Below are 22,060 nucleotides of genomic sequence, written 5' to 3' on the forward strand. Positions count from 1 at the left end.
CGTCCCCACCGAGCTTAGCCATGACCGTCATCAAACAGGAAGATCTGATTCAGAGCATTGCTGATTCGTTGCAATACATCAGCTATTACCATCCGCTCGACTACATCCAGGCCTTGGGCCGCGCGTACGAACTCGAACAGAGTCCGGCCGCGAAAGATGCGATTGCGCAGATTCTCACCAACAGCCGCATGTGCGCTGAAGGCAAGCGTCCGATCTGTCAGGACACGGGCATCGTCACGGTGTTCGTGAAGGTCGGCATGGACGTGCGTTGGGACGGTGCGACGATGGGCGTCACCGACATGATCAACGAAGGCGTGCGCCGCGGTTACCTGAACCCGGACAACGTGCTGCGGGCGTCGATCGTGAGCCCGCCGGAAGGTGCGCGCAAGAATACGAAAGACAACACGCCGGCCGTGATTCATTACGAGATCGTGCCGGGCGATAAAGTCGACGTGCAAGTCGCGGCCAAGGGCGGCGGCTCGGAAAACAAGTCGAAGTTCGCGATGCTGAATCCGTCGGACTCGATCGTCGACTGGATTCTGAAGACCGTGCCGACTATGGGCGCGGGCTGGTGCCCGCCGGGCATGCTCGGCATCGGCATCGGCGGCACGGCTGAGAAAGCGATGGTGATGGCGAAAGAGTCGCTGATGGACCCGATCGACATTCAGGACGTAATCGCACGCGGTCCGAAAGACTGGATCGAGGAACTGCGCGTCGAACTGCACGAGAAGGTCAACGCGCTCGGCATCGGCGCTCAAGGTTTGGGTGGCCTCGCCACCGTGCTCGACGTGAAGATCATGGCCGCCCCGACGCACGCCGCGTCCAAGCCGATCGCGATCATCCCGAACTGCGCGGCCACGCGTCACGCGCACTTCACGCTCGACGGCTCGGGCGTCGCCAAGCTCGAAGCGCCGTCGCTCGACGCATGGCCGAAGGTGCAATGGGAACCGAACACGGAGACCAGCAAGCGCGTCGATCTGAACACGCTGACGCCGGAAGAAGTCGCTGCGTGGAAGCCGGGCCAGACGCTGCTGTTGTCGGGCAAGATGTTGACGGGCCGCGACGCCGCACACAAGCGCATCGCGGACATGCTGGCCAAGGGCGAGAAGTTGCCGGTCGACTTCACGAACCGCGTGATCTACTACGTCGGCCCGGTCGATCCGGTGCGCGACGAAGCTGTCGGCCCCGCAGGCCCGACCACCGCAACGCGCATGGACAAGTTCACCGAGACCATGCTGTCGCAAACGGGGCTGATCTCGATGATCGGCAAGGCCGAGCGCGGACCGGTCGCGATCGAGGCGATCAGGAAGCACAAGGCCGCGTATCTGATGGCCGTGGGCGGTGCGGCCTACCTCGTGTCGAAGGCAATTCGCAGCGCAAAGGTTCTTGCATTCGAAGACCTCGGCATGGAAGCGATCTACGAGTTCGACGTGCAGGACATGCCGGTCACGGTGGCGGTCGATTCGAGCGGCACCTCGGTGCACCAGACTGGCCCGAAGGAATGGCAGGCAAAGATCGGCAAGATTCCGGTCGCGACCGTCTGATTCGCCGCTGACGCGCATAGCGTGTCTTGAGAAGCCGGGGCCACGGTCCCGGCTTTTTTCATGGATGGCGCGCATTACGCGCATGCCCGGACCGACGTCGAAAGATGTTCTGTTCTCTTGGCTTTTTAAGGCATGGCGTTTATTGTTGTTGGAAATTTGAAGTCCCCCCAAAAAGGAAAGATCATGCAAGGCGACAAGAAAGTTATCGAGTATCTCAACGCGCAGTTGAAAAACGAACTGACCGCGATCAACCAATACTTCCTGCACGCGCGGATGTATAAGCATTGGGGCCTCGAGAAACTCGGCAAGCATGAATACGATGAGTCGATCGGCGAAATGAAGCACGCCGACTGGCTGATCGAACGCGTTTTCATGCTCGACGGTCTGCCGAACCTGCAAGACTTGCACAAGCTGCTGATCGGCGAGGAAACGAAAGAAATTCTGGAATGCGATTTGAAACTGGAGCAGATTTCGCAGAGCACCTGCAAGGAAGCCATTGCGTATTGCGAATCGGTTCGCGATTTCATCTCGCGTGAAATCTTCGTGAAGATTCTCGACGACACTGAAGAGCACATCGACTGGCTCGAAACGCAACTGGACCTGATCGACAAGGTCGGCATTCAAAACTACCAGCAAACGGCCATGGGCTCGGTGGAGTCCTGAGCGGATCGCACGGGAACGCTCACGCGCTGGCGCACGTCCCGGCTCATACGAGATAGCATGCGCCGCCCTGACGATATACTTGCTCGCTCGCTTTCCTCAGCTTTTCCTGCACGCCGCGCCGCCTGCTCCGATCGCTTATGCCCGAAGAATCGTCGTCTCTCAATGCATCAATTGGCTCCCTGAGTGCGGATTCGCGCGCGCCGGTCGGCATTTTCGACTCGGGCCTCGGCGGGCTGTCGGTGTTGCGAGCGGTTCGGGCGCAGTTGCCTAACGAGGCGTTGCTATACGTTGCCGATTCGCTTTATGCGCCGTACGGCGAACGCGACGACGACTTCATCGCCGACCGCACGCTGGCTATCGGCGAGTGGCTCGTCAAACGGGGCGCGAAAGCGCTCGTCGTGGCCTGTAACACGGCGACCGCGCAGTCCATCGCGCTGGTGCGCGAGAAACTGCCCATTCCGCTCGTCGGCGTCGAGCCGGGCATCAAGCCCGCCGCGCTGCAATCGAAAACGCGGGTCGCCGGCGTACTCGCCACGCAAGTCACATTACGCAGCGCGCGCTTTCAGGCGCTGCTCGAACGCTACGCCGCGGATTGCCGCTTTCTGTGCCAGCCCGGACACGGGCTCGTGCAGGCTGTCGAGCGCTGCGACGTGGGTTCAGCGGAGCTGCGCGCGCTGCTGCGCGGCTATCTTCAGCCCATGCTGGACGCGGGCGCCGATACGCTCGTGCTTGGCTGCACGCACTATCCATTCTTCGACGCCGCGATTCGCGACATCGTCGGCGACCGGCTTGCGCTTATAGACACTAGCGTGGCTATTGCGCGCCAGCTGGAGCGCGTGCTCGAACAACACGGCATGCGCGCAGCGCGGCAGATGGCGGACGCAGCGTTGCCGCGCTTCTATTCCACGGGCGACGGCACGCATCTGCGGCAACTTGTCGCCACCCTGCTGCACATTGACGCAGACGTCGAGCGCGTGCTAATTCCCTCGCGCCGTACGGCGGCGCTGTCCTCGCAACCGGCCTGAAAGCCTCCCCGGGCCCATTCCAGAGCCTTCCGCGCGCTTTTTCGCGCCGCCTCGACGCGTGTTTGGCTCCGCCGCACGCCCCTCAGCGGCCGCCATTTGCATAGTTGAAACCCTTCTAAGAGTCTGGTTTTGTTACAAAAAACCGTTGGTGACGCTTGCCAAACGGCCCAAACAAAATGATAATAATTCGCATTAACGTTAGCTATGACGCCCTGCCATGATTGTCTGTGTCTGCAAGTCTGTTTCTGACCGAAAGATCCGTGCCTCGATCGCGGAAGGCGTCGATTCGTTCGACGAATTGCAATTCGAACTCGGCGTCGCGTCCTGCTGCGGCAAGTGCGCGGATTCGGTGCGCGACGTGATGATGCAAAGCGGCGTGTGCGCAAGCCGCTGCGGCTTCGAGCACCAGCCGCAAGCCATGCCGATGACGTTTTACGAGCGCAAGGCGGCGTAACGTACCATTCCGAGCGCGGCGCGGGCCATCTATCGGTGCCTGCGCCGCGTCGTTAGCCACTGCTCTCCCTGTTTCCGCTGCGGATCCAGCGCTTTTGGTTAATCCCACTGCCGTCAGCAAGCCAGTATCCCTGCCAGCCAGCTACCCGCTCACCCATCAATGGAGTTCGAGATGGAATTGCTGATTGGTTTCGTGACCACATTGTGTATTTCGCTGGTGATCTTCCGACCATGACGATGTTTTGTCAGAAGCGCTGCCTCGACAGCGCGCCGTCACGCTAACATGCAGGCTTCGCATACCGCTTTAGCCGGTGCCGCACCGGCTTCGTCCATCCGAATGAATTCCCGCGTCCTGACGGCGACCGCCGTGGTTGCGGCGGTTCACGTCGCGTTGCTGGCCGTCATCCTGACGCTGCGTCACGCCCCGGTCGAGGCAACCATCGAGTCGCACGTGATGACCGCCCAGTTGCTGCCGCCTGCGCCTGTTGCCGCGCCGGTCGCGATGCAATCGGTCGCGCCGCCCCCGCCCACGCCGGCGCCGCCGGTTCGCACCAAGCCGAAGGTGCAGCCTAAGCCGAAGCCAACGCCGCTGCACGACGCGCCCGCGCCGTCGCAGACGCCCGTGGCGGCTGCCGAACCGACGCCCGCCGCACCGCCAGCTCCGGCGGCGCCGCCAACGCCGGCCGCACCGGCCGCGCCAGCAATCGGCCGTCAGACGATGGAAATCTCCGCGCCGAAAAACGTCTCGCACCTCGACTGCAACATCGCCAAGCCGGACTACCCGGCCCTCTCGCGGCGCCGCGGCGAAGCAGGCACCGCGTATGTCAGGTTCGTGGTGGGCCTGACCGGCAAGCTTGAGAACATCGAGTTGAAGAAAAGCAGCGGTTTCAGCCGGCTCGACGACGCCGCGCTAGCCGCCGCGCATTCGAGCGCGTGCAAACCCTATCTCGAAGACGGCCAGCCGGTTCGGGCCGCGTACACCCAGCCTTACAACTTCAATCTCGAAGATTGAAGCGGATTTCAAAAAAAGGAATTGCAATGCAAAACTACGGATTGGCGCACGTGTGGGCGCAAGGGGATTTCGTCACGCGCGGCATCGCGCTCGCGCTGCTGGTGATGTCGGTGATGTCGTGGAGCGTGATCGTCATCAAGGGCTGGAACGTGATGCGTTTGAACCGCCTCACGAAAAACGCCGAGCAGGCGTTCTGGCATTCCGACGATCTCGCTGACGGCGTGAAGAAGCTCGGCGCCGGATCGTCGACGCCGCATGACAATCCGTTCCTCGCGCTCGCGCTGTCGGGCCAGGAAGCGGCCGATCATCATCACCAGACGCAGCCGCACCTGCACGACCGCATGGACGTGTCCGATTGGGTCACGCGCTGTTTGAAGGACACGATGGACGAGAGCGTCGCGCGCATGCAGAGCGGACTCGCGATTCTCGCGTCGATCGGCAGCACGGCGCCGTTCGTTGGTCTCTTCGGCACGGTGTGGGGCATTTATCATGCGCTGCTGGCAATCGGCGCGAGCGGCCAGTCGTCGATCGACCAGGTGGCGGGCCCGGTCGGCGAAGCGCTGATCATGACCGCATTCGGTCTCTTCGTTGCAATTCCGGCCGTGCTGGGCTACAACGCACTGACGCGTGCGAACAAGGCGATCGTCGCCAAGCTGAGCCGTTTCGCGCACGGCCTGCACGCATTCTTCGTGACGGGCGCACGCCTGTCGTCGTCCAAGCGCGGCGACGGCCTGCGTCTCGCTACTCGCGCGAACTGAAGCGCCAACTGAACGAGGCATACAGATGGCAATGAGCCCCTTCGCCGGCGACGATGACGACGGCCTGATGAACGAAATCAACATGACGCCGCTCGTCGACGTGATGTTGGTTCTCCTGATCGTTTTCATGGTGACGATTCCGGTGATCCGTCATGCGGTGAAAATCGATCTGCCGCATGCAAGCAGTCAGAAGGAAGACACCAAGCCTGCTCAGGTCACGGTCGCAGTCGACGCTGACGGTAATGTGCTGTGGAACGACAAGAAAGTCGACGAGGCCGAACTGAGCGCGAAAATTGCAGAGGCCGCGCAGGCGAATCCGCAACCCGAATTGCATCTCGATGCAGATCGTAAAGTGCCTTACGAAAAGGTCGCGCAGGTAATGTCCGCAGCGCAGGCCGGTGGCCTGACGAAAATCGGTTTTGTCACGCAACCCAAAGGCAAGTGAACGTTCTGGGTTCGGTGGGCGGGCAGCATCCGGAAGTGAAGAAAAGCCCTTGAAACAAGGGCTGAAAAGTAAAAGGCCTTCATCGTCTGATGAAGGCCTTTTTTGTGCGCGCTCGGCGCCTTCGGGCGGCGGGATTATTTGCCATCGGTCGAAGACTGCTGACTAGAATCACCGCATGCGACAGCCGTGCTCGACACGGACAGCGCGGTCAGCCCTATCAGGCCGGCTATCATAGCGGCCATGAGTTTTCGCATAAGAGACTCCTTAGCGAAGGGATTTCAATATAGCCCCATGAGCTCGCGCGCACAAGCAAACGGCCATTGAAAGTACTCATGACAGCCCGCGCTTCAATGCTAAAAGCGATGCCCCGAAGCCCGCGCTCTGCTAGGACGCCACAGCGGCCGTCGCGCGCGCGGGCGCGGGCTGCGGGCGCGTTTCGGACGCCGGGCATTCCGCCATGATGTGCTTGCCTTCATCGGGATCGAGCATCTCGACCAGATAATCGACGAAAGCGCGTACGGCCGGCACCATTCCCTGGCGCGACACGAATACGGCATACAACTGCGGCATCGGAAAAGTCCAGCCGGGCATCACCGGCGACAACTGGCCCGCGCGCAACGCGGCGCCGTACATCATCTCAGGCAATGCGGCGATACCCACGCCGCGGAGCACGGCTTCGCGAATCGTCAGCAGATCGGCGGTCACGAGACGCGGCTCGTGTTCATGTGCGTGACGCGTGCCGTCCGGCGCGATCAGGTTAAAGACGTGCCGCCCGTCGCCCGTCGGCACGTCGAGCGTTTCGAAGCGCGATAGATCGTTCGGTTGTAGAGGCGGCGCATTCTGCTGCAACAGACTCGGCGCGCCGACCAGCATCTGCTGCGTGCGCCACAGCGGCCGAACGACAATATTGGCGTTCTCCGGTGGATCGGAGCGCACGCGCAACGCGACGTCGATCGAATCTTCGAACAGATCGACCACGCGGTTGGTCACGCGCATGACTACGCGCACTTCCGGATAGCGATGCATGAATTCCGGCAGGATGGTCGACAGTATCGTCTGCGAAATCGTGACCGGCACGCTCACGCGCACCGTGCCGCGCGGCGACGAACGCAGTTGCTGCACGACGTTGACGGCCGCCTGCGCCTCGCTCAACATCGCCTGGCAATGCTGGTAGAAAAGCTGGCCAGCCTCGGTGAGCGCGAGCTTGCGTGTCGAGCGCTGCAACAGCCGCACGCCGAGCGACGCTTCGAGCTCCGTCAAGCGGCGCGACAGGCGCGACTTGGAGATACCCAGCACGCGTTCGGCGGCGGAAAAACCGCCATGTTCCACGACCTGCGAGAAATACATCAGGTCATTCAGATTGTGTGAATCGATCTTCATCTCATCGTTCCAGTAATAGAACAATCCATTGCGAGACAGCGGCTGGCACCCGAAAAAACGGTCCCTATAATAGCTCCACGTTTCAAAAATAACGCTATTCCCCATTTTTCGAGGTGACATTGATGACCGCGACACGCACGATCGAACGCACCTATCCCGCCGTTCGCACGACCGAAGGCGGCGGTTTCGTCGTCCACCGCCCGTTTCCCACGCGCATGCTGATGGACTTCGATCCGTTCCTGTTGCTCGACGAAATGGGACCGGTCGACTACGCGCCCGGCGAGGCCAAGGGCGCGCCCGACCATCCGCATCGCGGCTTTGAAACGGTCACCTATGTGCTCGAAGGCCAGTTCGGCCACAAGGATTCGGCGGGCCACTCCGGCACCCTGCATGCCGGCGACGTTCAATGGATGACCGCCGGCGCGGGCGTCGTGCATAGCGAGATGCCCGACCCGTCGTTCGTGCGTACAGGCGGACGCGTGCACGGCTTGCAACTGTGGGTGAATCTGCCGCGGCGCGACAAGATGATCGCGCCGCGCTATCAGGAGATGCCGTCGTCGCAAATTCCGGTGGCGACCTCGACCGACGGCAAGGTTCGCGTGAAGGTGATCGCCGGCGAGGCGCTCGGCGTGAAAGCCGCTGTCGAAACACGCACGCCGATTCTGTACCAGCACTTTTCGTTGCAGCCAGGCGCGACGATCCGGCAGCCGGTGCCGGCCGACTATCGCGTGTTTGCATATGGCCTGTCGGGCAAAGGCTTTTACGGCGAAGGCGACGCCCGCGAGGAAATCGACCCGCGCAACATGGTCGTGTTCAACAACGACGGCGACTCGGTGACGCTCACGGCCGGCGCCGAGCCGCTCGAGGTACTGCTGCTTGGCGGCGTGCCGTTGAAGGAACCCGTTGTGCGCTACGGTCCGTTCGTCATGAATACAGAAGACGAAATCCGCCAGGCGGTCGTCGACTATCAGGCTGGCCGCATGGGTTCGATCACCCACTGAGCAGATTGCTGAGCGAGCGCGCCGGCCAGCAGACATTTGCTGGACCGCGCGCGATCCCAGGTTGGCGCCACCCGCAAACCTGCGCGCACACGCGGCGCAAATGCCGCCGACTTCGTTCACAATAGCAATTCCTGCCACGCCCTCGTCTTGACGCTGTCGAGCCGCAGCGCGTGGCGATTTCCGTCCCAGCTCAGGAGCCCGCATGGCAGAAGCCACCGTCACCGCGAATATTGGTTCGACGAATTACCAGGTCCATTTCGACGACGGAAAGCACACGTGGCTCGCCGACGAACCCGAATCGCTCGGCGGCGGCGACCGCGGCCCGACTCCAGTTTCGCTGCTGCTGTCGAGCCTCGGTGCGTGCACGTCGGTCACGCTTAAAATGTACGCGCAGCGCAAGGGCTGGCCGCTCGAAGGAGTGCATGTGACCCTCGGCATGGAACAGGGCGACGAAGGCTCGACCATCGACCGCAAAATCACGCTGCACGGCGAGTTGTCAGATGAACAACGGGAACGGCTCTTGCAAATTGCCAATGCATGCCCAGTTCACAAGATTCTCACGGGCTCCATCACGATCCGCTCGGGCTTGACCGTCGCGTGACGTGGTGAACGGCCCGGCAAGCGGGCGAAGCTGTCCGGGCCGCGTTACTGCACCACTTGCAACGCTTTCATAGGATGCCGTCGTCTTGAATTTCGAACACCTTATCCAGATCAACGACCCGTTGAATCCGTTTGTCGACTCCATGACCCGCGAGCAATTGTGGGAAGGACTCGTGCTGCGCGCCGAACAGCCGCAGCTGTTCGTGATTGGGCTCGACAGCTGCACGATTCTCTCGCGCGAAGGCAACACGCTCGAGCGGGAGTTGCACTATGGCCAGGCCACCGTGCGCGATCGCGTGACGCTGCACGAAAGCCGGGCCGTGCGCTACGACATCCTGCCGACAGCGGACTATGTGGGCGGCTCGCTGACGATGACCATCGAACAGCCGGATGAACTGCAACTCTTCCTGCGCTTCGAGTACGCGACCACGCTGCCCGTCTCCGACGACCAGGACGCCGTGCAGACGCAGGAGATCGTCAAGTCGGCTTATCGCGAGAACGACATCGATACAGTGCGCCTGATTCGCCAGTACGTGCAGGCGAAACAGGAGCCGGGCTCGCTGCACTGAGCTTCCTCTAGCCGCCGCCCCGCCGCCCGGGTGAATCATGACCGGGCGGGTGCAGGTTCGCTGCGCGCAACAGGCGGCCGTCTTTCATGCGTCGCTGCGTCCTCCACCTCTGATCTGGTCCGCCTATCGAAAGTTTGAATCGATGAATTTCCTTCTCTTGTAAATAGGAATGGTTATCATTTAGAATTCGTCCATCGAATCAAACAACAGCAAAGACGAATGACCGATACCACTCGCACCTCCACGCTCAGCCTGCGCCGCCCGGCCGCCGCGTTGACGAGCCGCCAGAAGCCTTCGGTAGCCACGGCATCGGCAACGACCGCCGCAAAGCCTGCGGCCGACCGTGCGAACGGATCCGGCGAAACGGCCGAACGGGTGGTGCGCAGCGACGCTTTGCTGCAAGGACATAGTCACATCAGCATTATGCATAACGGGGAAACGTATCAACTGCGCGCCACCCGTTTAGGCAAGCTGATCCTGACCAAGTAACGACGAACGAGATTTCAGTACCGGGTATTGTGGGGACCACCTCCCAGAGAGGTGTTGGGCATTAGCCAGCCACGACGGCTTGCACGTGAGAACTAGACCCCTTCGTGCAGACACCAAGCCAGCCGTCGCAGCCAGCCAGGCCGCTTTTTTGGTTCCCGCCCATGCGGACACGAAACGCCGTGTACCGTCATGCCAATGAAAAAGCCGTGGAGACGATGTCGTCTCCACGGCTTCTGTTTTTGTGTCGGGCGGTGTCCGGTGGTGTTGGGCAAGCGAGTGCCCCGAAAGGAGTAGTCGCCCGTTCGCGCGCCTACTTCGAGGCCCAGCCCCAGAACATCAGCCACCAGGCGCTGTCGACCACGGCGAGCGCAGCGGCAAACCACAGCATTGCGAGGCCGCGTTGAACGAAGCGCTCGCTGTAGCGCCGCGTGACGAGCCACGCAAGCCATGCGCTCCAGAGATTGGCGATCGCCAGAATCGCGATGCGCAGATCGGAAGCCCACCACAGCGGCACATGCTCTGCGCGCAACAGCGACAGCGTAGTGGCCGACAAGCCAAGGAACACGCCCGCGCCTGCAATCGGAATCAGCCCTTGCGTCAGGTGATGCAGACGCACGCTGCTAAAGCGCCCGAGCATGCGCGTCGCGCCCGTCATCAGGACGAGCAGCGCAGTGCCATAGACGAGCGCCGTCGCGAGGATGTAGCCGATCACCATCGTGCCGTCGAGCCACGAGAAGACGTCGTTCTGTTCAGGGTAATGCGTGAACAGGAACCATGGCGCGTTCGTATCCAGCGGCCAGGTGATGTCGTGATCGACGAGCCACGTGGCGAAGAACATCTTCAGGTCGATGAACCAGCGCGAAGCCGTCCAGTGGAATGCGCCAATCGCGATACCGAGCAGGCCGTACAGGATCAGCGCGGTGTCCCACACGTTCGCCTGCTTGTCGCCGAGCTGCACGACTTCCGACGACGGCGCGCGCCACGTGAGCGCAATCGCGTCGCGGTGGCCGCTGCAACGGCCGCACATATGGCAGTCGGACGCTCCCTTCATGTTGCGCAACGGCACGAGCGGTGCGCAATTGATCGGAATCACGCGATGCCCGTGTTCGCCGTTCTTGTACGAGCGGCGCCACGCGTCTTCATCGACTTTGTAGTGGAACGGCGCGAGGCGCGCCAGAAGCGAAAAAACCCCGTTCACGGGGCAGAGGTATTTGCACCAGACGCGCTTCTCCCGCCCGTACAGCAGACCGATGACAATGGCCGCCAACGTCGATCCGCCGAGCACCAGCAGCACCGCTTTCGGGTACTGGTAGACGCTCACCATCTGGCCGTAGATGGTCGTGATGCCGAACGCGACGAAAGGCCAGCCGCCCCAGCGCATCCAGTGCGGAATCGCTTTGCCGCGACCGTGCTTGCTGGCAAATTCCGCGAGCGCGCCTTCGGGGCACAGCACGCCGCACCAGACGCGGCCCAGCATCACCATCGACAGCAGCACGAACGGCCACCAGATGCCCCAGAACACGAATTGGGCCGCAAGCGTCAGGTTGTTCCACAAATGCGCGCTGTCGTCCGGCAGCGGCATCACGGCCGGAACGAGGATCAGCAACGCATACACCGTCACCACGACCCACTGGATACCGCGGATTGCGGAACCGTGACGCTGCATCCACTGCCCGGCCGCGGCGAGACGCCCCGGGCGGGTCATCAGCGTACTCATGCTGCGCGCCCTGCCGCTTGTTGCGCCGGCTTGCGGTTGGCACGGCGCAGCAGCAGATAAACCACCGCCCAGTACACTGCATACGCAATCAGGTTCATCAGCGCGGGATGCGCGCGATAGCCGGTGAGCGTCGCGACGAGCGAGCCGAAGGTGCTCGAATCATCGAGCACGGCCGACGTGTTCCACATCTGGTCGACGATGGTGGGCAGGAATTCCTTGTCGATCAGCTTATCGACGCCCGTTTGAAAGAGCCCCGCGCCGAGGAACAGCAGCATGATTTCCGTGACGCGGAAAAAGAGCCGCCACGAGAAGAACTTGCCGCCCAGCTGCAGCATGTAGAACGTGAGCAATGCGAGAGCGAGGCCGATCGCGACCGCGAGCATCTGGCTGGTATCCACGTGACCGGACTGACCGAAGCCGAGGCCGTACAGGAAAATCACAGTCTCGCTGCCTTCGCGGGCGATCGCGAGAGCCACGAGCACCGCCACGCCCCACCAGTTCGAGTCACGCTGGCTCTGTTGCAGCGACCGTTCCATGTCGCGTTTCAGCGAGCGGCCGTGCTGCTTCATCCACAGAACCATTTGCACGATCAGCACGCAGGCGACCAGCACCATTGCGGTCTGGAAATAGTCCTGCGCGTCGCCGGAGAGCACCTCGGTAAAGCCGACGAGCGCCGCGCCGAGCGCTACCGCTGCAATCAGGCCCGCCACGACGCCGCCCCACAGGTACGGCAAACCGCGGCGCGCATCGTCGTCGCCATTTTTCAGCCACGCGTACAGGATGCCGACGACCAGCAATGCCTCGACACTTTCCCGCCACACGATGAATAGAATCTGACCCATCAAGGACTCCCTTCTGCTCTGCAACTGCTCTTGCGAGTGCGAGCGGCCCGAGGCCTTCGCGCCCGCCTCAAAAACCACTGCTACTTCGCGACGATCACGCCCTGCGCCTGCTGGTGAAAATCGTCGAAAAACTTGTACTCGCCGGGTTCCAGCGGAGCGATCACGACGAAAGAATCCGCGCCTGGCGCGAGGACTTTTTCCTTGCGCAACTGGACGCTTTCGAACTCGGCCGCGCCCTTGCCCGTATTGCGCACCTCGATCTTGATACGCTGCCCCGCCGGCACTTCGATGCGCGCGGGAGTCAGCTTGCCGTCGTTCATTTCGAGCTTGAAAGTGGGCAGATCGGCTGCATGCGCCGCGCCCGCCAGCAAAATCGACGAGGCAAGCACAGCGATCTTTCGATTAATTCTCATTGGCGTTTCCAGAAAACGCGGCGCGAGGCGTGGAGTCCGCGCGCCGCCTGCTGCATTCATTCACCTGTCACGCGTTGCTCGCATACTGCCAGGTGACGAGCTGCGACGATCGTGGAGATCAGTACCCGCCCTTCTTGCCGATGCCGGCGAACGTGAAGTCGTATTCAAGCGTGATCGGCTTGAACCACGGACCCACGCCGGTTTCCTTGTCGACGTGGCGGCCAAACGCCATGTGGCCGGTTTGCATCGGCGCTTCGACGATCATCTTCAGGTGATATTTGCCAGGGCCTTGCAGCTTGACGTTGTCGCCGTAGTGCGGGCCGTCGTTGGCGACCATCGCCATCATGTCGCCCTTTTGTGTCTCTTTCGAACCGGCTTTCGTCAGTTCGTAGCGCACTTGCAGATACGGCATCCAGTCGCCTTCCGCGAAGCCTGTCGGATTGTTCTTGACTGCGTGGATGTCTGCTTCGAGGTGGATGTCCGAATCCGACGCCTTGCGCATCATGCCTTCCGGCTCCATCGTGATCGGCTGCAGATACACCGCGCCGATTTCCATGCCGCCCTGAATCTGCTGCTTGCCGATCGGATATTCGGCGGCCGTTGCCGAAAGAGCCGCCACAGCCGCAGCCGCGGCAACGCCGCCACGCACAAATGAAGAAATCCGCATTGAAACTCCTTGTTTTTATCAGACTCGATTTGATCCCATTGGAACAGTGCGTCGGGCGACAAACCGAAGCAGATCGCATAGTTGAACGTTAATGCGAACCATTCTCATATTGGTCGAGTTTATCATCTCTCGCCTGCCGGAACAAATACGAACGCACGCCAAGCCTTATGCCAGCAGGGTCTTAAGGGCGTCTTAAGAAACGAGGTGTGGGGATGAGGCGGCAGATGGCCGGCGGTTTTGTCGGCGGTTCCCTTGGCGGTTTTGGCGGCGTGTCGGCGTGTCGGCGAAAATAAGGCGCGGCATTGCCGCGCCCTTGCGTTGGAACCACACTGCTTCGCTGCATAGTCCTGCCGTTTTAATCGACGCCGGATACGTGATCGCCGACGTTCGCCCCGAACACGCGCTGACGCAGCAACGCCAGCTGGTCGCGCGTTTGAGCGGCCTTCTCGAACTCGAGGTTCTTCGCGTGCTCCATCATCTGTTTTTCGAGGCGCTTGAGTTCCCTGGCAAGCTGCTTCTCGGACATGTCCTCGAATTTCGCGCGCGTTTGCTGTTCCTTCAACTCGGCGCGGGCGTCGTCGACGTTGTACACGCCGTCGATAATGTCGCGGATGCGCTTCACCACGCCGCGCGGCGTAATACCGCGTTCGAGGTTGAACGCAATCTGCTTGGCGCGCCGCCGCTCGGTTTCGTCGATGGCGCGGCGCATTGAATCCGTCACCTTGTCCGCATACAGAATGGCTTTGCCGTTCACGTTGCGCGCCGCCCGGCCGATGGTCTGAATCAGCGAGCGCTCGGCGCGCAGAAAGCCTTCCTTGTCCGCGTCGAGAATCGCGACGAGCGACACCTCCGGAATATCCAGACCTTCGCGCAGCAGATTGATACCGACGAGCACGTCGAAAGTGCCCAACCGTAAGTCGCGGATGATCTCGACGCGCTCAACCGTGTCGATGTCGCTATGCAGATAGCGCACCTTGACGCCGTGGTCGCTGAGAAACTCAGTCAGTTGCTCGGCCATGCGCTTGGTCAGCACGGTCACCAGCACGCGGTCGCCCGCCTTCACGCGCTCGTTGATCTCGGCGAGCACGTCGTCAACCTGGCTGCGCGCGGGACGCACCTCGATCTCCGGATCGACGAGCCCGGTCGGACGCACCAGTTGCTCCGCCACCTGGCCCGAGGTCTTCTTTTCATAGTCTGCCGGCGTGGCCGACACGAACACGACCTGGCGCATCTTGCGCTCGAATTCGTTGAACTTCAGCGGCCGGTTGTCGAGCGCCGAAGGCAGACGGAAACCGTAGTCCACCAGGTTTTCCTTGCGCGCCCGGTCGCCGTTGTACATGCCGTTCAACTGGCCGATCAGCACGTGCGATTCGTCGAGCAGCATGAGCGCGTCCGACGGCAAGTAATCGACCAGCGTGGGCGGCGGTTCGCCGGGCGCCGCGCCCGAAAAGTGCCGCGAATAATTTTCGATGCCTTTGCAGAAACCCAGCTCCTGCAGCATCTCCAGGTCGAACCGGGTGCGCTGTTCGAGCCGTTGCGCTTCGACCAGCTTGCCTTCGCTATAGAAGAATTCCAGCCGCTCGCGCAGCTCGGCCTTGATCGTTTCGACCGCGCGCACGACGGTGTCGCGCGGCGTCACATAGTGCGACGACGGATAGACGGTGAAACGCGGAATTTTCTGACGCACCCGCCCGGTGAGCGGATCGAAGAGTTGCAGCGTTTCGACTTCGTCGTCGAACAATTCGACGCGCACCGCCATTTCCGCATGTTCGGCCGGGAAGATGTCGATGGTATCGCCTCGTACGCGGAACGAGCCGCGCTGGAAGTCCGCCTCGTTGCGGTTGTACTGCATCGCGATGAGCCGCGCGATGATGTCGCGCTGGCCGAGCTTGTCGCCCGTGCGCAGCGTGAGAATCATCTGGTGGTATTCGGACGGATTACCGATACCGTAAATTGCCGACACGGTCGCGACGATCACCACGTCGCGCCGCTCCATCAGGCTCTTCGTCGCCGACAGGCGCATCTGCTCGATGTGTTCGTTGATCGACGAGTCTTTCTCGATGAACAGGTCGCGCTGCGGTACGTATGCTTCCGGCTGATAGTAGTCGTAGTACGAAACGAAGTACTCGACCGCATTGCGCGGAAAGAACTCGCGGAATTCCGAGTAAAGCTGCGCGGCGAGCGTTTTGTTCGGCGCGAACACGATGGCCGGACGGCCGAGCCGCGCGATCGTGTTGGCCATCGTGAAGGTCTTACCCGACCCCGTCACGCCGAGCAGCGTCTGGAACGAGAGGCCGTCCTCGACGCCTTCGACGAGCGTCTCGATCGCCGTTGGCTGGTCGCCGGCGGGCGGATAGGGCTGATAGAGCTGGAACGGCGAGCCTTCGAAGCGGACGAACCTGGATTCGTCGAGCGTGTCGTCGGCTTCGGTCAAATGTTGTTCGGACATGGGGCGGCAGCGGCCTTAGGCAAAAAACTATTCTAACGGGTTGCATGGAGATGGACCGGCGACGGACTAAGCGGATCTGCGTAGGATGGCAGCGCTGTGTGATGCGGTCGGCTTCAGTCATTTAGCGACGGCCTGCCCGTTTTTCAAGCAAACAAGTCCGCCAAGGGGCGTTCTCCTCCGAAAAACGTTCGTAGATTCGTTACAATGCGAAGTTGCGCTCGCTTGCGGCTGTCCGCGTTCTGCATCATCCGGCGTTTGCGTTTTGCATTAAACGCAGCCGGCACGGTCGCGCATGCTCGTAGCTGCCCTCTTTTCACTACTGCTGCCCACCCACCATGTCTCTGTTCTCCGCCGTCGAACTTGCTCCCCGCGACCCGATTCTGGGCCTGAACGAAGCCTTCAACGCCGACACGCGTCCCACCAAAGTCAACCTCGGCGTTGGCGTGTATTTCAACGAAGAAGGCAAGATTCCGCTGCTGCGCGCCGTGCGTGATGCGGAAAAGGCACGTGTTGAAGCCGCGTTGCCGCGCGGCTATCTGCCGATCGAAGGCATTGCCGCCTACGACGCAGCCGTGCAAAAGCTGCTGCTCGGCAACGATTCGCCGCTGATCGCCGCGGGCCGCGTCGTGACGGCGCAAGCACTGGGCGGCACGGGCGCGCTGAAAATCGGCGCGGACTTCCTGAAGCGTCTGAGCCCGAGCGCCAAGGTCGCGATCAGCGACCCGAGCTGGGAAAACCACCGCGCACTGTTCGAAGCCGCCGGCTTCGAAGTCGTGTCGTATCCGTATTACGACGCGCATACTCACGGCGTGAATTTCGACGGCATGTTGAGCGCGCTGAACAGCTACGCAGCGGGCACGGTTGTCGTGTTGCACGCGTGCTGCCACAACCCGACCGGCGTGGACCTGACCGTCGACCAGTGGAAGCAGATCGTCGAGGTCGTCAAGGCGCGCAATCTGGTGCCGTTCCTCGACATCGCCTATCAGGGCTTTGGCGACAACATTGAAGCCGACGCTGCGGCCGTGCGACTCTTCGCGGCCTCCGAACTGAACGTGTTCGTTTCGTCGTCGTTCTCGAAATCGTTCTCGCTGTACGGCGAGCGTATCGGCGCACTGTCCATCATCACGGGCAGCAAGGAAGAAGCCACTCGCGTGTTGTCGCAACTCAAGCGCGTGATCCGCACGAACTACTCGAACCCGCCGACGCATGGCGGTTCGGTGGTCGCCGCGGTGCTCGCGTCGCCGGAACTGCGCGCCACGTGGGAAACGGAACTGGCGGAAATGCGTGACCGGATTCGCGCAATGCGCAATGGCCTCGTCGAACGCCTGAAGGCAAGCGGCGTGGATCGCGACTTCAGCTTCGTGAATGCGCAGCGCGGCATGTTCTCGTACTCGGGCCTGACCGCGCCGCAAGTGGACCGTCTGCGCGAAGAGTTCGGCATTTATGCCGTCGGCACGGGCCGCATTTGCGTCGCTGCGTTGAATACGCGCAACCTCGACGTGGTGGCCAACGCGGTTGCCCACGTGTTGAAGTAAAGCGTTTTGCAAGGCGCCCGGTGACGTGCGCTTTGGTTGGTCTGGTTGAAGCTTGATGTAAGAACGGCGTCCCTTCGAGGGCGCCGTTCTTGTTTGGGGACCCCGCGTTGGCGGATGATGTCAGCGCGAGTCGCGATGAATGTCGTGCGTGACGAAGCCCGCGTCGTTATCCGGCATGGCGAGCCAATCCGGCTGCGAGAGCGAATGGCGGATGTCTTCCAGTCCGCTTTCCCAGTGCTCCCGCATGGTCGAGAGGCCAAACTGGAAGTCCTTGTAGTGCCCTTCGTATTCCTTCTGCCGGTAGATGAGATGGATCACGTTGTAGCGCTTCGAGCACGAAAGGTCTTCAGCCAGCTTGCACCATGGATCGTCGCGCTGGTCCGGCGAGACCCGATCCAGCACCTCGCGCAGCACATGCCGGAAACGCTGCGAGCGTTGCAGCATGTCGGTCACAAGACGGGTGCGGCTCGAATACTGGATGTCTTTCATGCGCCCCTGCACGTCGGTGATGTTGTCGGGCACCGGCCCGATCGCGCTCCACAGATCGACCTGGAACGCCAGCGTGTCGCGCCGCGGCGTGGTTTGAATCACCTCGTAGAGCGGCGTGTTCGACATCAAGCCGCCGTCCCAGTAATACTGGCCGTCGATTTCCACAGCTGCGAACCCCGGCGGCAAAGCACCGGACGCCATGAAGTGCTCGGCCCTCAGCGTGGTCTGCGTGTTGTCGAAGTACGCAAAATTCCCCGTGCCGCAATTAACTGCGCCAACGGACACGCGCATTTCCCGTGAGTTGATGCGGTCGAAGTCGCACAGACTTTCCAACGTCGCTTTCAGCGGCGCGGTGTCGTAGTAGCTGGCCGTTTGAGGCGGCCCCGACACCGTCGGCAAGGGCGGCGGGAAGCGCGGCACAAAGAAGCCCTTTTGCCCTTCGACCAGCGCACCAATGGCCTGCGTTGCCGTGAAAGCTTTTCGCACGGCGTCGCTCGAATTGAAGAACGCGTGCTCGATAAACGCGGGCAGCGGCAGACCGAATGCCGGCTGGCAGATGGTCTCCCAGAATTGCAGCAGCCGTTCGACCCGCTTTTCCGGCGGATTGCCGGCGATGATCGCCGTATTCAACGCGCCGATAGAAATGCCCGCCAGCCAGTTCGGCTCGACGCCGGCTTCCTGAAGCCCCTGAAAAACGCCAGCCTGATATGCGCCCAGCGCGCCGCCACCTTGCAGTGTAAGCGCGATGGTTTCGTAGGCCGGCACTTGCACGCGCTTGCCGCGAGCGGAGGCCGACGCCGCGCTGGCGCCTGCGCCTTCCTCATTGCCGGTCGCACCGAGGCGCGCCCGTTTCAGATTGCGTTGCGCCATGCGCACCTCCTTATTGCATGTACCAGCCGTGACTCACGATGAACGATTGGCCCGTCAGTGCGGCCGTGGGGAAAGTCGACAGGAACAGGACGGTTTGCGCGACGTCTTCCACGGTGGTGAAAATGCCGTCCACAGTACCGCCCAGCATGACGCGCTTAACCACTTCTTCTTCGCTGATGTTCAGTTCCTTTGCCTGCTCCGGAATCTGCTTGTCGACGAGCGGCGTACGCACGAATCCCGGACACACGACATGCGAGCGCACATTGTGCCTGGCGCCTTCTTTGGCGAGCACGCGAGCGAGGCCGAGCAGCGCATGCTTGGCCGTCACGTAGGCGGACTTGAGCGGCGACGCCTCGTGCGAATGAACCGAGCCCATGTAGATCACGATGCCGCCGCGATCGTCCTTGTACATGTGCTTGAGCGCCGCCTTCGTGGTCAGGAACGCACCGTCCACGTGAATGGCTTGCATCTTCTTCCAGTCGGAAAACGAGTAGTTTTCAATCGGGTTCACGATCTGAATGCCGGCATTGGAAATGAGGATGTCGACCGAACCGAGCTCCGCCGCCACTTTGTCGATGCCCTGGTTCACCGCGTCTTCGTTCGTGACGTCCATTGCGATGCCGATCGCCTTGCCCCCGCCCTTCGTAATTTCTTCCGCGACGGCATTCGCGCCGTCCTGGTTCAGGTCGGCAATTGCGACAGCCGCGCCCGCAGCCGAAAGAGTCAACGCAATCTGCTTGCCGATTCCGCTCGCCGCGCCGGTGACGACCGCGACCTTGCCATTCAGATTTGTGTTCAGTGACGACATCCAGAACCTCCATGCAGTTGATGAGCAATGAGACCACGAGCCGCGCGCAGCGAGAAGTCGACCGAATGGCATAGGCGCGCATAGGCACTGTCCTATATCGTTCAGCCGATGTTGCACTGCGGCCGATGCTGCTATTGTGCATGAACCGTGTGGAATCGATCGGTAAAAAGCACGCCCCGGCTTATCTATTTAAACTAGGCGTTCTCGCAGGATTCCGGTCGCTTCACTATCGAGGAGAATTGCATGAATTATCGGCGTCTAGGCCGCTCGGGCTTGCAGGTCAGCGAGTTGTCCATCGGCTCATGGGTCACGTACGGCAATCAGGTCGACCATCGAGCGGCGCGTGAATCGCTCGCGGCCGCGCGCGATGCGGGCGTGAATTTCTTCGACAACGCGGAGGTGTACGCAGGCGGCAAGTCGGAAGAAATCATGGGCCAGGCGCTCAAGGAACTGGCGTGGCCACGCGTGAGCTATGTCGTGTCGACGAAATTCTTCTGGGGCCTGGAAGAAGCGCCCAATCAATACCACACGCTGAACCGAAAATATCTGCTGAACGCAATCGACTCGTCGCTCGAGCGTCTCCAACTCGACTATGTCGATCTGGTCTTCTGCCATCGCCCGGATCCGAACACACCCGTCGAGGAAACGGTATGGGCAATGAGCGACATGATCGCGCGCGGCAAGGCCTTGTACTGGGGCACGTCCGAGTGGAGCGCCGACGAGATCCGCGCCGCTTATGACATTGCGGAGCGGCACCATCTGCACAAGCCGGTCATGGAGCAGCCGCAGTACAACCTGTTTCACCGCAAGCGCGTGGAACAGGAATATAAGCGTCTCTACGAAGATATCGGTCTTGGGCTGACTACCTGGAGCCCGCTCGCGTCCGGCCTGCTCACCGGCAAGTATCGCGACGGCGTGCCGGCGGACAGCCGCGCGCAGTTGCAGGGCTACGACTGGCTGCGCAAACAGGTTACCGACGCAAGCAAAAACAATGTAGTCGGCAAGCTAGGCGAAGTGGCCGACGAGCTGGGCTGCACCGTCGGTCAGCTTGCGATTGCATGGATTCTCAAGAATCCGCATGTCAGCACCGTGATTACGGGCGCATCGCGCGTCGAGCAGATTAGCGAGAACATGAAATCCGCTGAAGTCGCCGAGCAGATCACGCCGGAGATCAAGGAGCGGATCGAAGGCATTTTCGGCGACGTGTACGACTAACGCCGCTGTGTCGGACTTCTGCGTGCGGCCGCAGCAGGATCGCGGTCGCGCAGGGAGCCGCGCATTCGACAGCGGGCACTTCAACGCCGCCGCAACTCACTGCGCCGCGCGCGGCGTCGCGTACAATACGCGACCGCGCTGCACATCGGCGCTCTGTGCCGCCGTGCCGCCGCAATGCATCCGCATCGCCGACTCCAGCCTGGAACGGCGCGCCCTCTTTCTGCATCTCCTCATCATGCTCAGCTATCGCCACGCCTTTCATGCAGGCAACCACGCCGACGTTCTCAAACACGCGGTCTTGTTGCAGCTATTGCGCTATCTCGGTCAGAAGGACAAAGCCTACTGGTATATCGACACGCATGCCGGCGCGGGCGTCTATTCGCTGAAGGAAGGCTATGCCGTCAAGACCGGCGAGTTTCAGACAGGCATCGCTAAACTGTGGGAGCGCAACGATTTGCCGCCGCTCTTCTCCGACTATGTCGACGAAGTCGCCGCACTCAATTCCGACGGTCAGCTGCGCTTCTACCCCGGCTCGCCCTACATCGCCTGGCGGCAGATGCGCGAGCAGGACCGGATGCGTTTGTTCGAGTTGCACACCACCGAAATCGACGTGCTGCGTCACAATTTTCGCGATGCGGGCCGTCGCGCGATGCTGTACGCGGGCGACGGCTTCGACGGCATTCTCGCGCTGCTTCCGCCGGCGCCGCGCCGCGCGCTGGTGCTGCTCGATCCGTCCTATGAGGACAAGCGCGACTACACACGCACGCTGCGTTGCGTCGAAGAAAGCCTCAAGCGCTTTCCGACCGGCACTTACGCGGTCTGGTATCCGCAGGTGAAGCGCCCGGAATCGCAACGCTTTCCCGAGCAGCTGAAAAAACTGCAGGAGCGCAACTGGCTGCACGTCAGCCTCACGGTGAGCAATCCGCCGGCGGACGGCTTTGGGCTTTTTGGCAGCGGCATGTTTATCCTGAATCCGCCGTACACGCTGCCGAAGATGCTGAAGGATCAGATGCCCTGGCTGGTGAAGGCGCTGGGTGAGGACAACGCCGCGCAGTTCAAGGTCGAATACCGCGGCGATTGAATCCGGGCGAGGGCGCGCAAAGTCGAACGGCGCGC

Annotated in this window: 22 protein-coding genes; 14 read left to right on the forward strand and 8 right to left on the reverse strand. The window is 61.6% G+C overall.

Going from position 1 to position 22,060, the window contains the following annotated elements:
- The first annotated feature begins 20 nt into the window (after window positions 1-20).
- The 7 genes from RW095_RS30835 (at window position 21) to RW095_RS30865 (ending at window position 5,900) form a co-directional block, all read left to right on the forward strand.
- Window positions 21-1,544, forward strand: coding sequence for a fumarate hydratase (locus RW095_RS30835; RefSeq protein WP_128584388.1), 1,524 nt, complete (start codon window positions 21-23; stop codon window positions 1,542-1,544).
- Window positions 1,545-1,727: 183 nt separating this feature from the next.
- Window positions 1,728-2,207: a bacterioferritin gene (bfr, locus tag RW095_RS30840; RefSeq protein WP_020069969.1), complete on the forward strand. Its 480-nt coding sequence runs from the start codon at window positions 1,728-1,730 to the stop codon at window positions 2,205-2,207.
- Window positions 2,208-2,344: 137 nt separating this feature from the next.
- Window positions 2,345-3,232 (forward strand): glutamate racemase, encoded by an 888-nt coding sequence (murI, locus tag RW095_RS30845; RefSeq protein ID WP_317022482.1) that lies wholly within the window; start codon window positions 2,345-2,347, stop codon window positions 3,230-3,232.
- 217 nt (window positions 3,233-3,449) lie between these two features.
- Complete coding sequence (locus RW095_RS30850; protein ID WP_128584386.1) at window positions 3,450-3,686, forward strand: (2Fe-2S)-binding protein; 237 nt, start codon at window positions 3,450-3,452, stop codon at window positions 3,684-3,686.
- 282 nt (window positions 3,687-3,968) lie between these two features.
- Window positions 3,969-4,697 (forward strand): energy transducer TonB, encoded by a 729-nt coding sequence (locus tag RW095_RS30855; RefSeq protein ID WP_317022483.1) that lies wholly within the window; start codon window positions 3,969-3,971, stop codon window positions 4,695-4,697.
- Between the two features lie 26 nt (window positions 4,698-4,723).
- Window positions 4,724-5,455 (forward strand): MotA/TolQ/ExbB proton channel family protein, encoded by a 732-nt coding sequence (locus RW095_RS30860; protein ID WP_027779251.1) that lies wholly within the window; start codon window positions 4,724-4,726, stop codon window positions 5,453-5,455.
- A gap of 25 nt (window positions 5,456-5,480) precedes the next feature.
- Entirely contained in the window at window positions 5,481-5,900 is a 420-nt protein-coding gene (locus tag RW095_RS30865; RefSeq protein ID WP_020069974.1) for an ExbD/TolR family protein, read from the forward strand.
- A 384-nt stretch (window positions 5,901-6,284) separates the two neighbouring features.
- Here the strand turns inward: RW095_RS30865 and RW095_RS30870 are convergent, their stop codons facing one another.
- On the reverse strand, window positions 6,285-7,280 hold the full coding sequence (locus tag RW095_RS30870; protein ID WP_317022484.1) for a LysR family transcriptional regulator: 996 nt from the start codon (window positions 7,278-7,280) through the stop codon (window positions 6,285-6,287).
- A gap of 122 nt (window positions 7,281-7,402) precedes the next feature.
- Here RW095_RS30870 and RW095_RS30875 point away from each other — a divergent pair, with 122 nt between their 5' ends.
- From RW095_RS30875 to hemP, 4 genes are all read left to right on the forward strand, one after another.
- Complete coding sequence (locus RW095_RS30875) at window positions 7,403-8,281, forward strand: pirin family protein (protein WP_317022485.1); 879 nt, start codon at window positions 7,403-7,405, stop codon at window positions 8,279-8,281.
- Between the two features lie 202 nt (window positions 8,282-8,483).
- Window positions 8,484-8,882, forward strand: coding sequence for an OsmC family protein (locus RW095_RS30880; protein ID WP_128585443.1), 399 nt, complete (start codon window positions 8,484-8,486; stop codon window positions 8,880-8,882).
- An 85-nt stretch (window positions 8,883-8,967) separates the two neighbouring features.
- Window positions 8,968-9,450, forward strand: a complete 483-nt coding sequence (locus tag RW095_RS30885) for an SRPBCC family protein (RefSeq protein WP_317022486.1) — start codon at window positions 8,968-8,970, stop codon at window positions 9,448-9,450.
- Between the two features lie 219 nt (window positions 9,451-9,669).
- Complete coding sequence (gene hemP / locus RW095_RS30890) at window positions 9,670-9,939, forward strand: hemin uptake protein HemP (protein WP_317022487.1); 270 nt, start codon at window positions 9,670-9,672, stop codon at window positions 9,937-9,939.
- 310 nt (window positions 9,940-10,249) lie between these two features.
- Here hemP and RW095_RS30895 read toward each other — a convergent pair whose 3' ends face one another.
- From RW095_RS30895 to uvrB, 5 genes are all read right to left on the reverse strand, one after another.
- The gene (locus tag RW095_RS30895) at window positions 10,250-11,656 is read right to left on the reverse strand and encodes a 4Fe-4S binding protein (protein ID WP_317022488.1); all 1,407 of its coding nucleotides are present in this window, start codon (window positions 11,654-11,656) and stop codon (window positions 10,250-10,252) included.
- A complete protein-coding gene (locus RW095_RS30900) occupies window positions 11,653-12,498 on the reverse strand; it encodes an FTR1 family iron permease (protein ID WP_317022489.1) in 846 nt (281 codons plus the stop codon). The genes RW095_RS30895 and RW095_RS30900 overlap by 4 nt, the downstream gene beginning before the upstream one ends.
- An 80-nt stretch (window positions 12,499-12,578) precedes the next feature.
- Window positions 12,579-12,911 (reverse strand): cupredoxin domain-containing protein, encoded by a 333-nt coding sequence (locus RW095_RS30905; RefSeq protein ID WP_128585438.1) that lies wholly within the window; start codon window positions 12,909-12,911, stop codon window positions 12,579-12,581.
- A 118-nt stretch (window positions 12,912-13,029) separates the two neighbouring features.
- Entirely contained in the window at window positions 13,030-13,578 is a 549-nt protein-coding gene (locus RW095_RS30910) for an iron transporter (RefSeq protein WP_317022490.1), read from the reverse strand.
- A 355-nt stretch (window positions 13,579-13,933) separates the two neighbouring features.
- Complete coding sequence (uvrB, locus tag RW095_RS30915) at window positions 13,934-16,027, reverse strand: excinuclease ABC subunit UvrB (RefSeq protein WP_317022491.1); 2,094 nt, start codon at window positions 16,025-16,027, stop codon at window positions 13,934-13,936.
- 335 nt (window positions 16,028-16,362) lie between these two features.
- On the opposite strand from uvrB, the gene RW095_RS30920 reads away from it, so the two are divergent.
- The gene (locus RW095_RS30920) at window positions 16,363-17,562 is read left to right on the forward strand and encodes an amino acid aminotransferase (RefSeq protein ID WP_317022492.1); all 1,200 of its coding nucleotides are present in this window, start codon (window positions 16,363-16,365) and stop codon (window positions 17,560-17,562) included.
- Between the two features lie 120 nt (window positions 17,563-17,682).
- On the opposite strand, the gene RW095_RS30925 is transcribed toward RW095_RS30920, so the two are convergent.
- Both RW095_RS30925 and RW095_RS30930 read right to left on the reverse strand, forming a co-directional pair.
- On the reverse strand, window positions 17,683-18,921 hold the full coding sequence (locus RW095_RS30925; protein ID WP_317022493.1) for a patatin-like phospholipase family protein: 1,239 nt from the start codon (window positions 18,919-18,921) through the stop codon (window positions 17,683-17,685).
- A 10-nt stretch (window positions 18,922-18,931) separates the two neighbouring features.
- Entirely contained in the window at window positions 18,932-19,729 is a 798-nt protein-coding gene (locus tag RW095_RS30930) for a 3-hydroxybutyrate dehydrogenase (protein ID WP_317022494.1), read from the reverse strand.
- Between the two features lie 243 nt (window positions 19,730-19,972).
- Between RW095_RS30930 and RW095_RS30935 the strand changes: the two genes are divergently transcribed.
- The gene (locus RW095_RS30935; protein ID WP_317022495.1) at window positions 19,973-20,944 is read left to right on the forward strand and encodes a potassium channel beta subunit family protein; all 972 of its coding nucleotides are present in this window, start codon (window positions 19,973-19,975) and stop codon (window positions 20,942-20,944) included.
- A gap of 235 nt (window positions 20,945-21,179) precedes the next feature.
- Window positions 21,180-22,025 (forward strand): 23S rRNA (adenine(2030)-N(6))-methyltransferase RlmJ, encoded by an 846-nt coding sequence (locus tag RW095_RS30940; RefSeq protein ID WP_128585432.1) that lies wholly within the window; start codon window positions 21,180-21,182, stop codon window positions 22,023-22,025.
- The last annotated feature ends 35 nt before the right edge of the window (window positions 22,026-22,060 follow it).

The organism is Paraburkholderia kirstenboschensis, from assembly GCF_032806925.1.
Classification (GTDB): Bacteria; Pseudomonadota; Gammaproteobacteria; order Burkholderiales; family Burkholderiaceae; genus Paraburkholderia; species Paraburkholderia kirstenboschensis.

Excerpts from the sequence above, each read along its gene's own strand:
- RW095_RS30940 (WP_128585432.1), top strand. The coding sequence starts at position 21,180 with ATGCTCAGCTATCGCCACGCCTTTCATGCAGGCAACCACGCCGACGTT.
- RW095_RS30870 (WP_317022484.1), bottom strand. The coding sequence starts at position 7,280 with ATGAAGATCGATTCACACAATCTGAATGACCTGATGTATTTCTCGCAG.
- RW095_RS30935 (WP_317022495.1), top strand. The coding sequence starts at position 19,973 with ATGAATTATCGGCGTCTAGGCCGCTCGGGCTTGCAGGTCAGCGAGTTG.
- RW095_RS30835 (WP_128584388.1), top strand. The coding sequence starts at position 21 with ATGACCGTCATCAAACAGGAAGATCTGATTCAGAGCATTGCTGATTCG.
- RW095_RS30855 (WP_317022483.1), top strand. The coding sequence starts at position 3,969 with ATGCAGGCTTCGCATACCGCTTTAGCCGGTGCCGCACCGGCTTCGTCC.
- uvrB (WP_317022491.1), bottom strand. The coding sequence starts at position 16,027 with ATGTCCGAACAACATTTGACCGAAGCCGACGACACGCTCGACGAATCC.
- RW095_RS30850 (WP_128584386.1), top strand. The coding sequence starts at position 3,450 with ATGATTGTCTGTGTCTGCAAGTCTGTTTCTGACCGAAAGATCCGTGCC.
- RW095_RS30880 (WP_128585443.1), top strand. The coding sequence starts at position 8,484 with ATGGCAGAAGCCACCGTCACCGCGAATATTGGTTCGACGAATTACCAG.
- RW095_RS30895 (WP_317022488.1), bottom strand. The coding sequence starts at position 11,656 with ATGAGTACGCTGATGACCCGCCCGGGGCGTCTCGCCGCGGCCGGGCAG.
- RW095_RS30910 (WP_317022490.1), bottom strand. The coding sequence starts at position 13,578 with ATGCGGATTTCTTCATTTGTGCGTGGCGGCGTTGCCGCGGCTGCGGCT.
- murI (WP_317022482.1), top strand. The coding sequence starts at position 2,345 with ATGCCCGAAGAATCGTCGTCTCTCAATGCATCAATTGGCTCCCTGAGT.
- RW095_RS30865 (WP_020069974.1), top strand. The coding sequence starts at position 5,481 with ATGGCAATGAGCCCCTTCGCCGGCGACGATGACGACGGCCTGATGAAC.
- hemP (WP_317022487.1), top strand. The coding sequence starts at position 9,670 with ATGACCGATACCACTCGCACCTCCACGCTCAGCCTGCGCCGCCCGGCC.
- RW095_RS30860 (WP_027779251.1), top strand. The coding sequence starts at position 4,724 with ATGCAAAACTACGGATTGGCGCACGTGTGGGCGCAAGGGGATTTCGTC.
- RW095_RS30920 (WP_317022492.1), top strand. The coding sequence starts at position 16,363 with ATGTCTCTGTTCTCCGCCGTCGAACTTGCTCCCCGCGACCCGATTCTG.
- RW095_RS30925 (WP_317022493.1), bottom strand. The coding sequence starts at position 18,921 with ATGGCGCAACGCAATCTGAAACGGGCGCGCCTCGGTGCGACCGGCAAT.
- RW095_RS30905 (WP_128585438.1), bottom strand. The coding sequence starts at position 12,911 with ATGAGAATTAATCGAAAGATCGCTGTGCTTGCCTCGTCGATTTTGCTG.
- RW095_RS30930 (WP_317022494.1), bottom strand. The coding sequence starts at position 19,729 with ATGTCGTCACTGAACACAAATCTGAATGGCAAGGTCGCGGTCGTCACC.
- RW095_RS30875 (WP_317022485.1), top strand. The coding sequence starts at position 7,403 with ATGACCGCGACACGCACGATCGAACGCACCTATCCCGCCGTTCGCACG.
- bfr (WP_020069969.1), top strand. The coding sequence starts at position 1,728 with ATGCAAGGCGACAAGAAAGTTATCGAGTATCTCAACGCGCAGTTGAAA.
- RW095_RS30900 (WP_317022489.1), bottom strand. The coding sequence starts at position 12,498 with ATGGGTCAGATTCTATTCATCGTGTGGCGGGAAAGTGTCGAGGCATTG.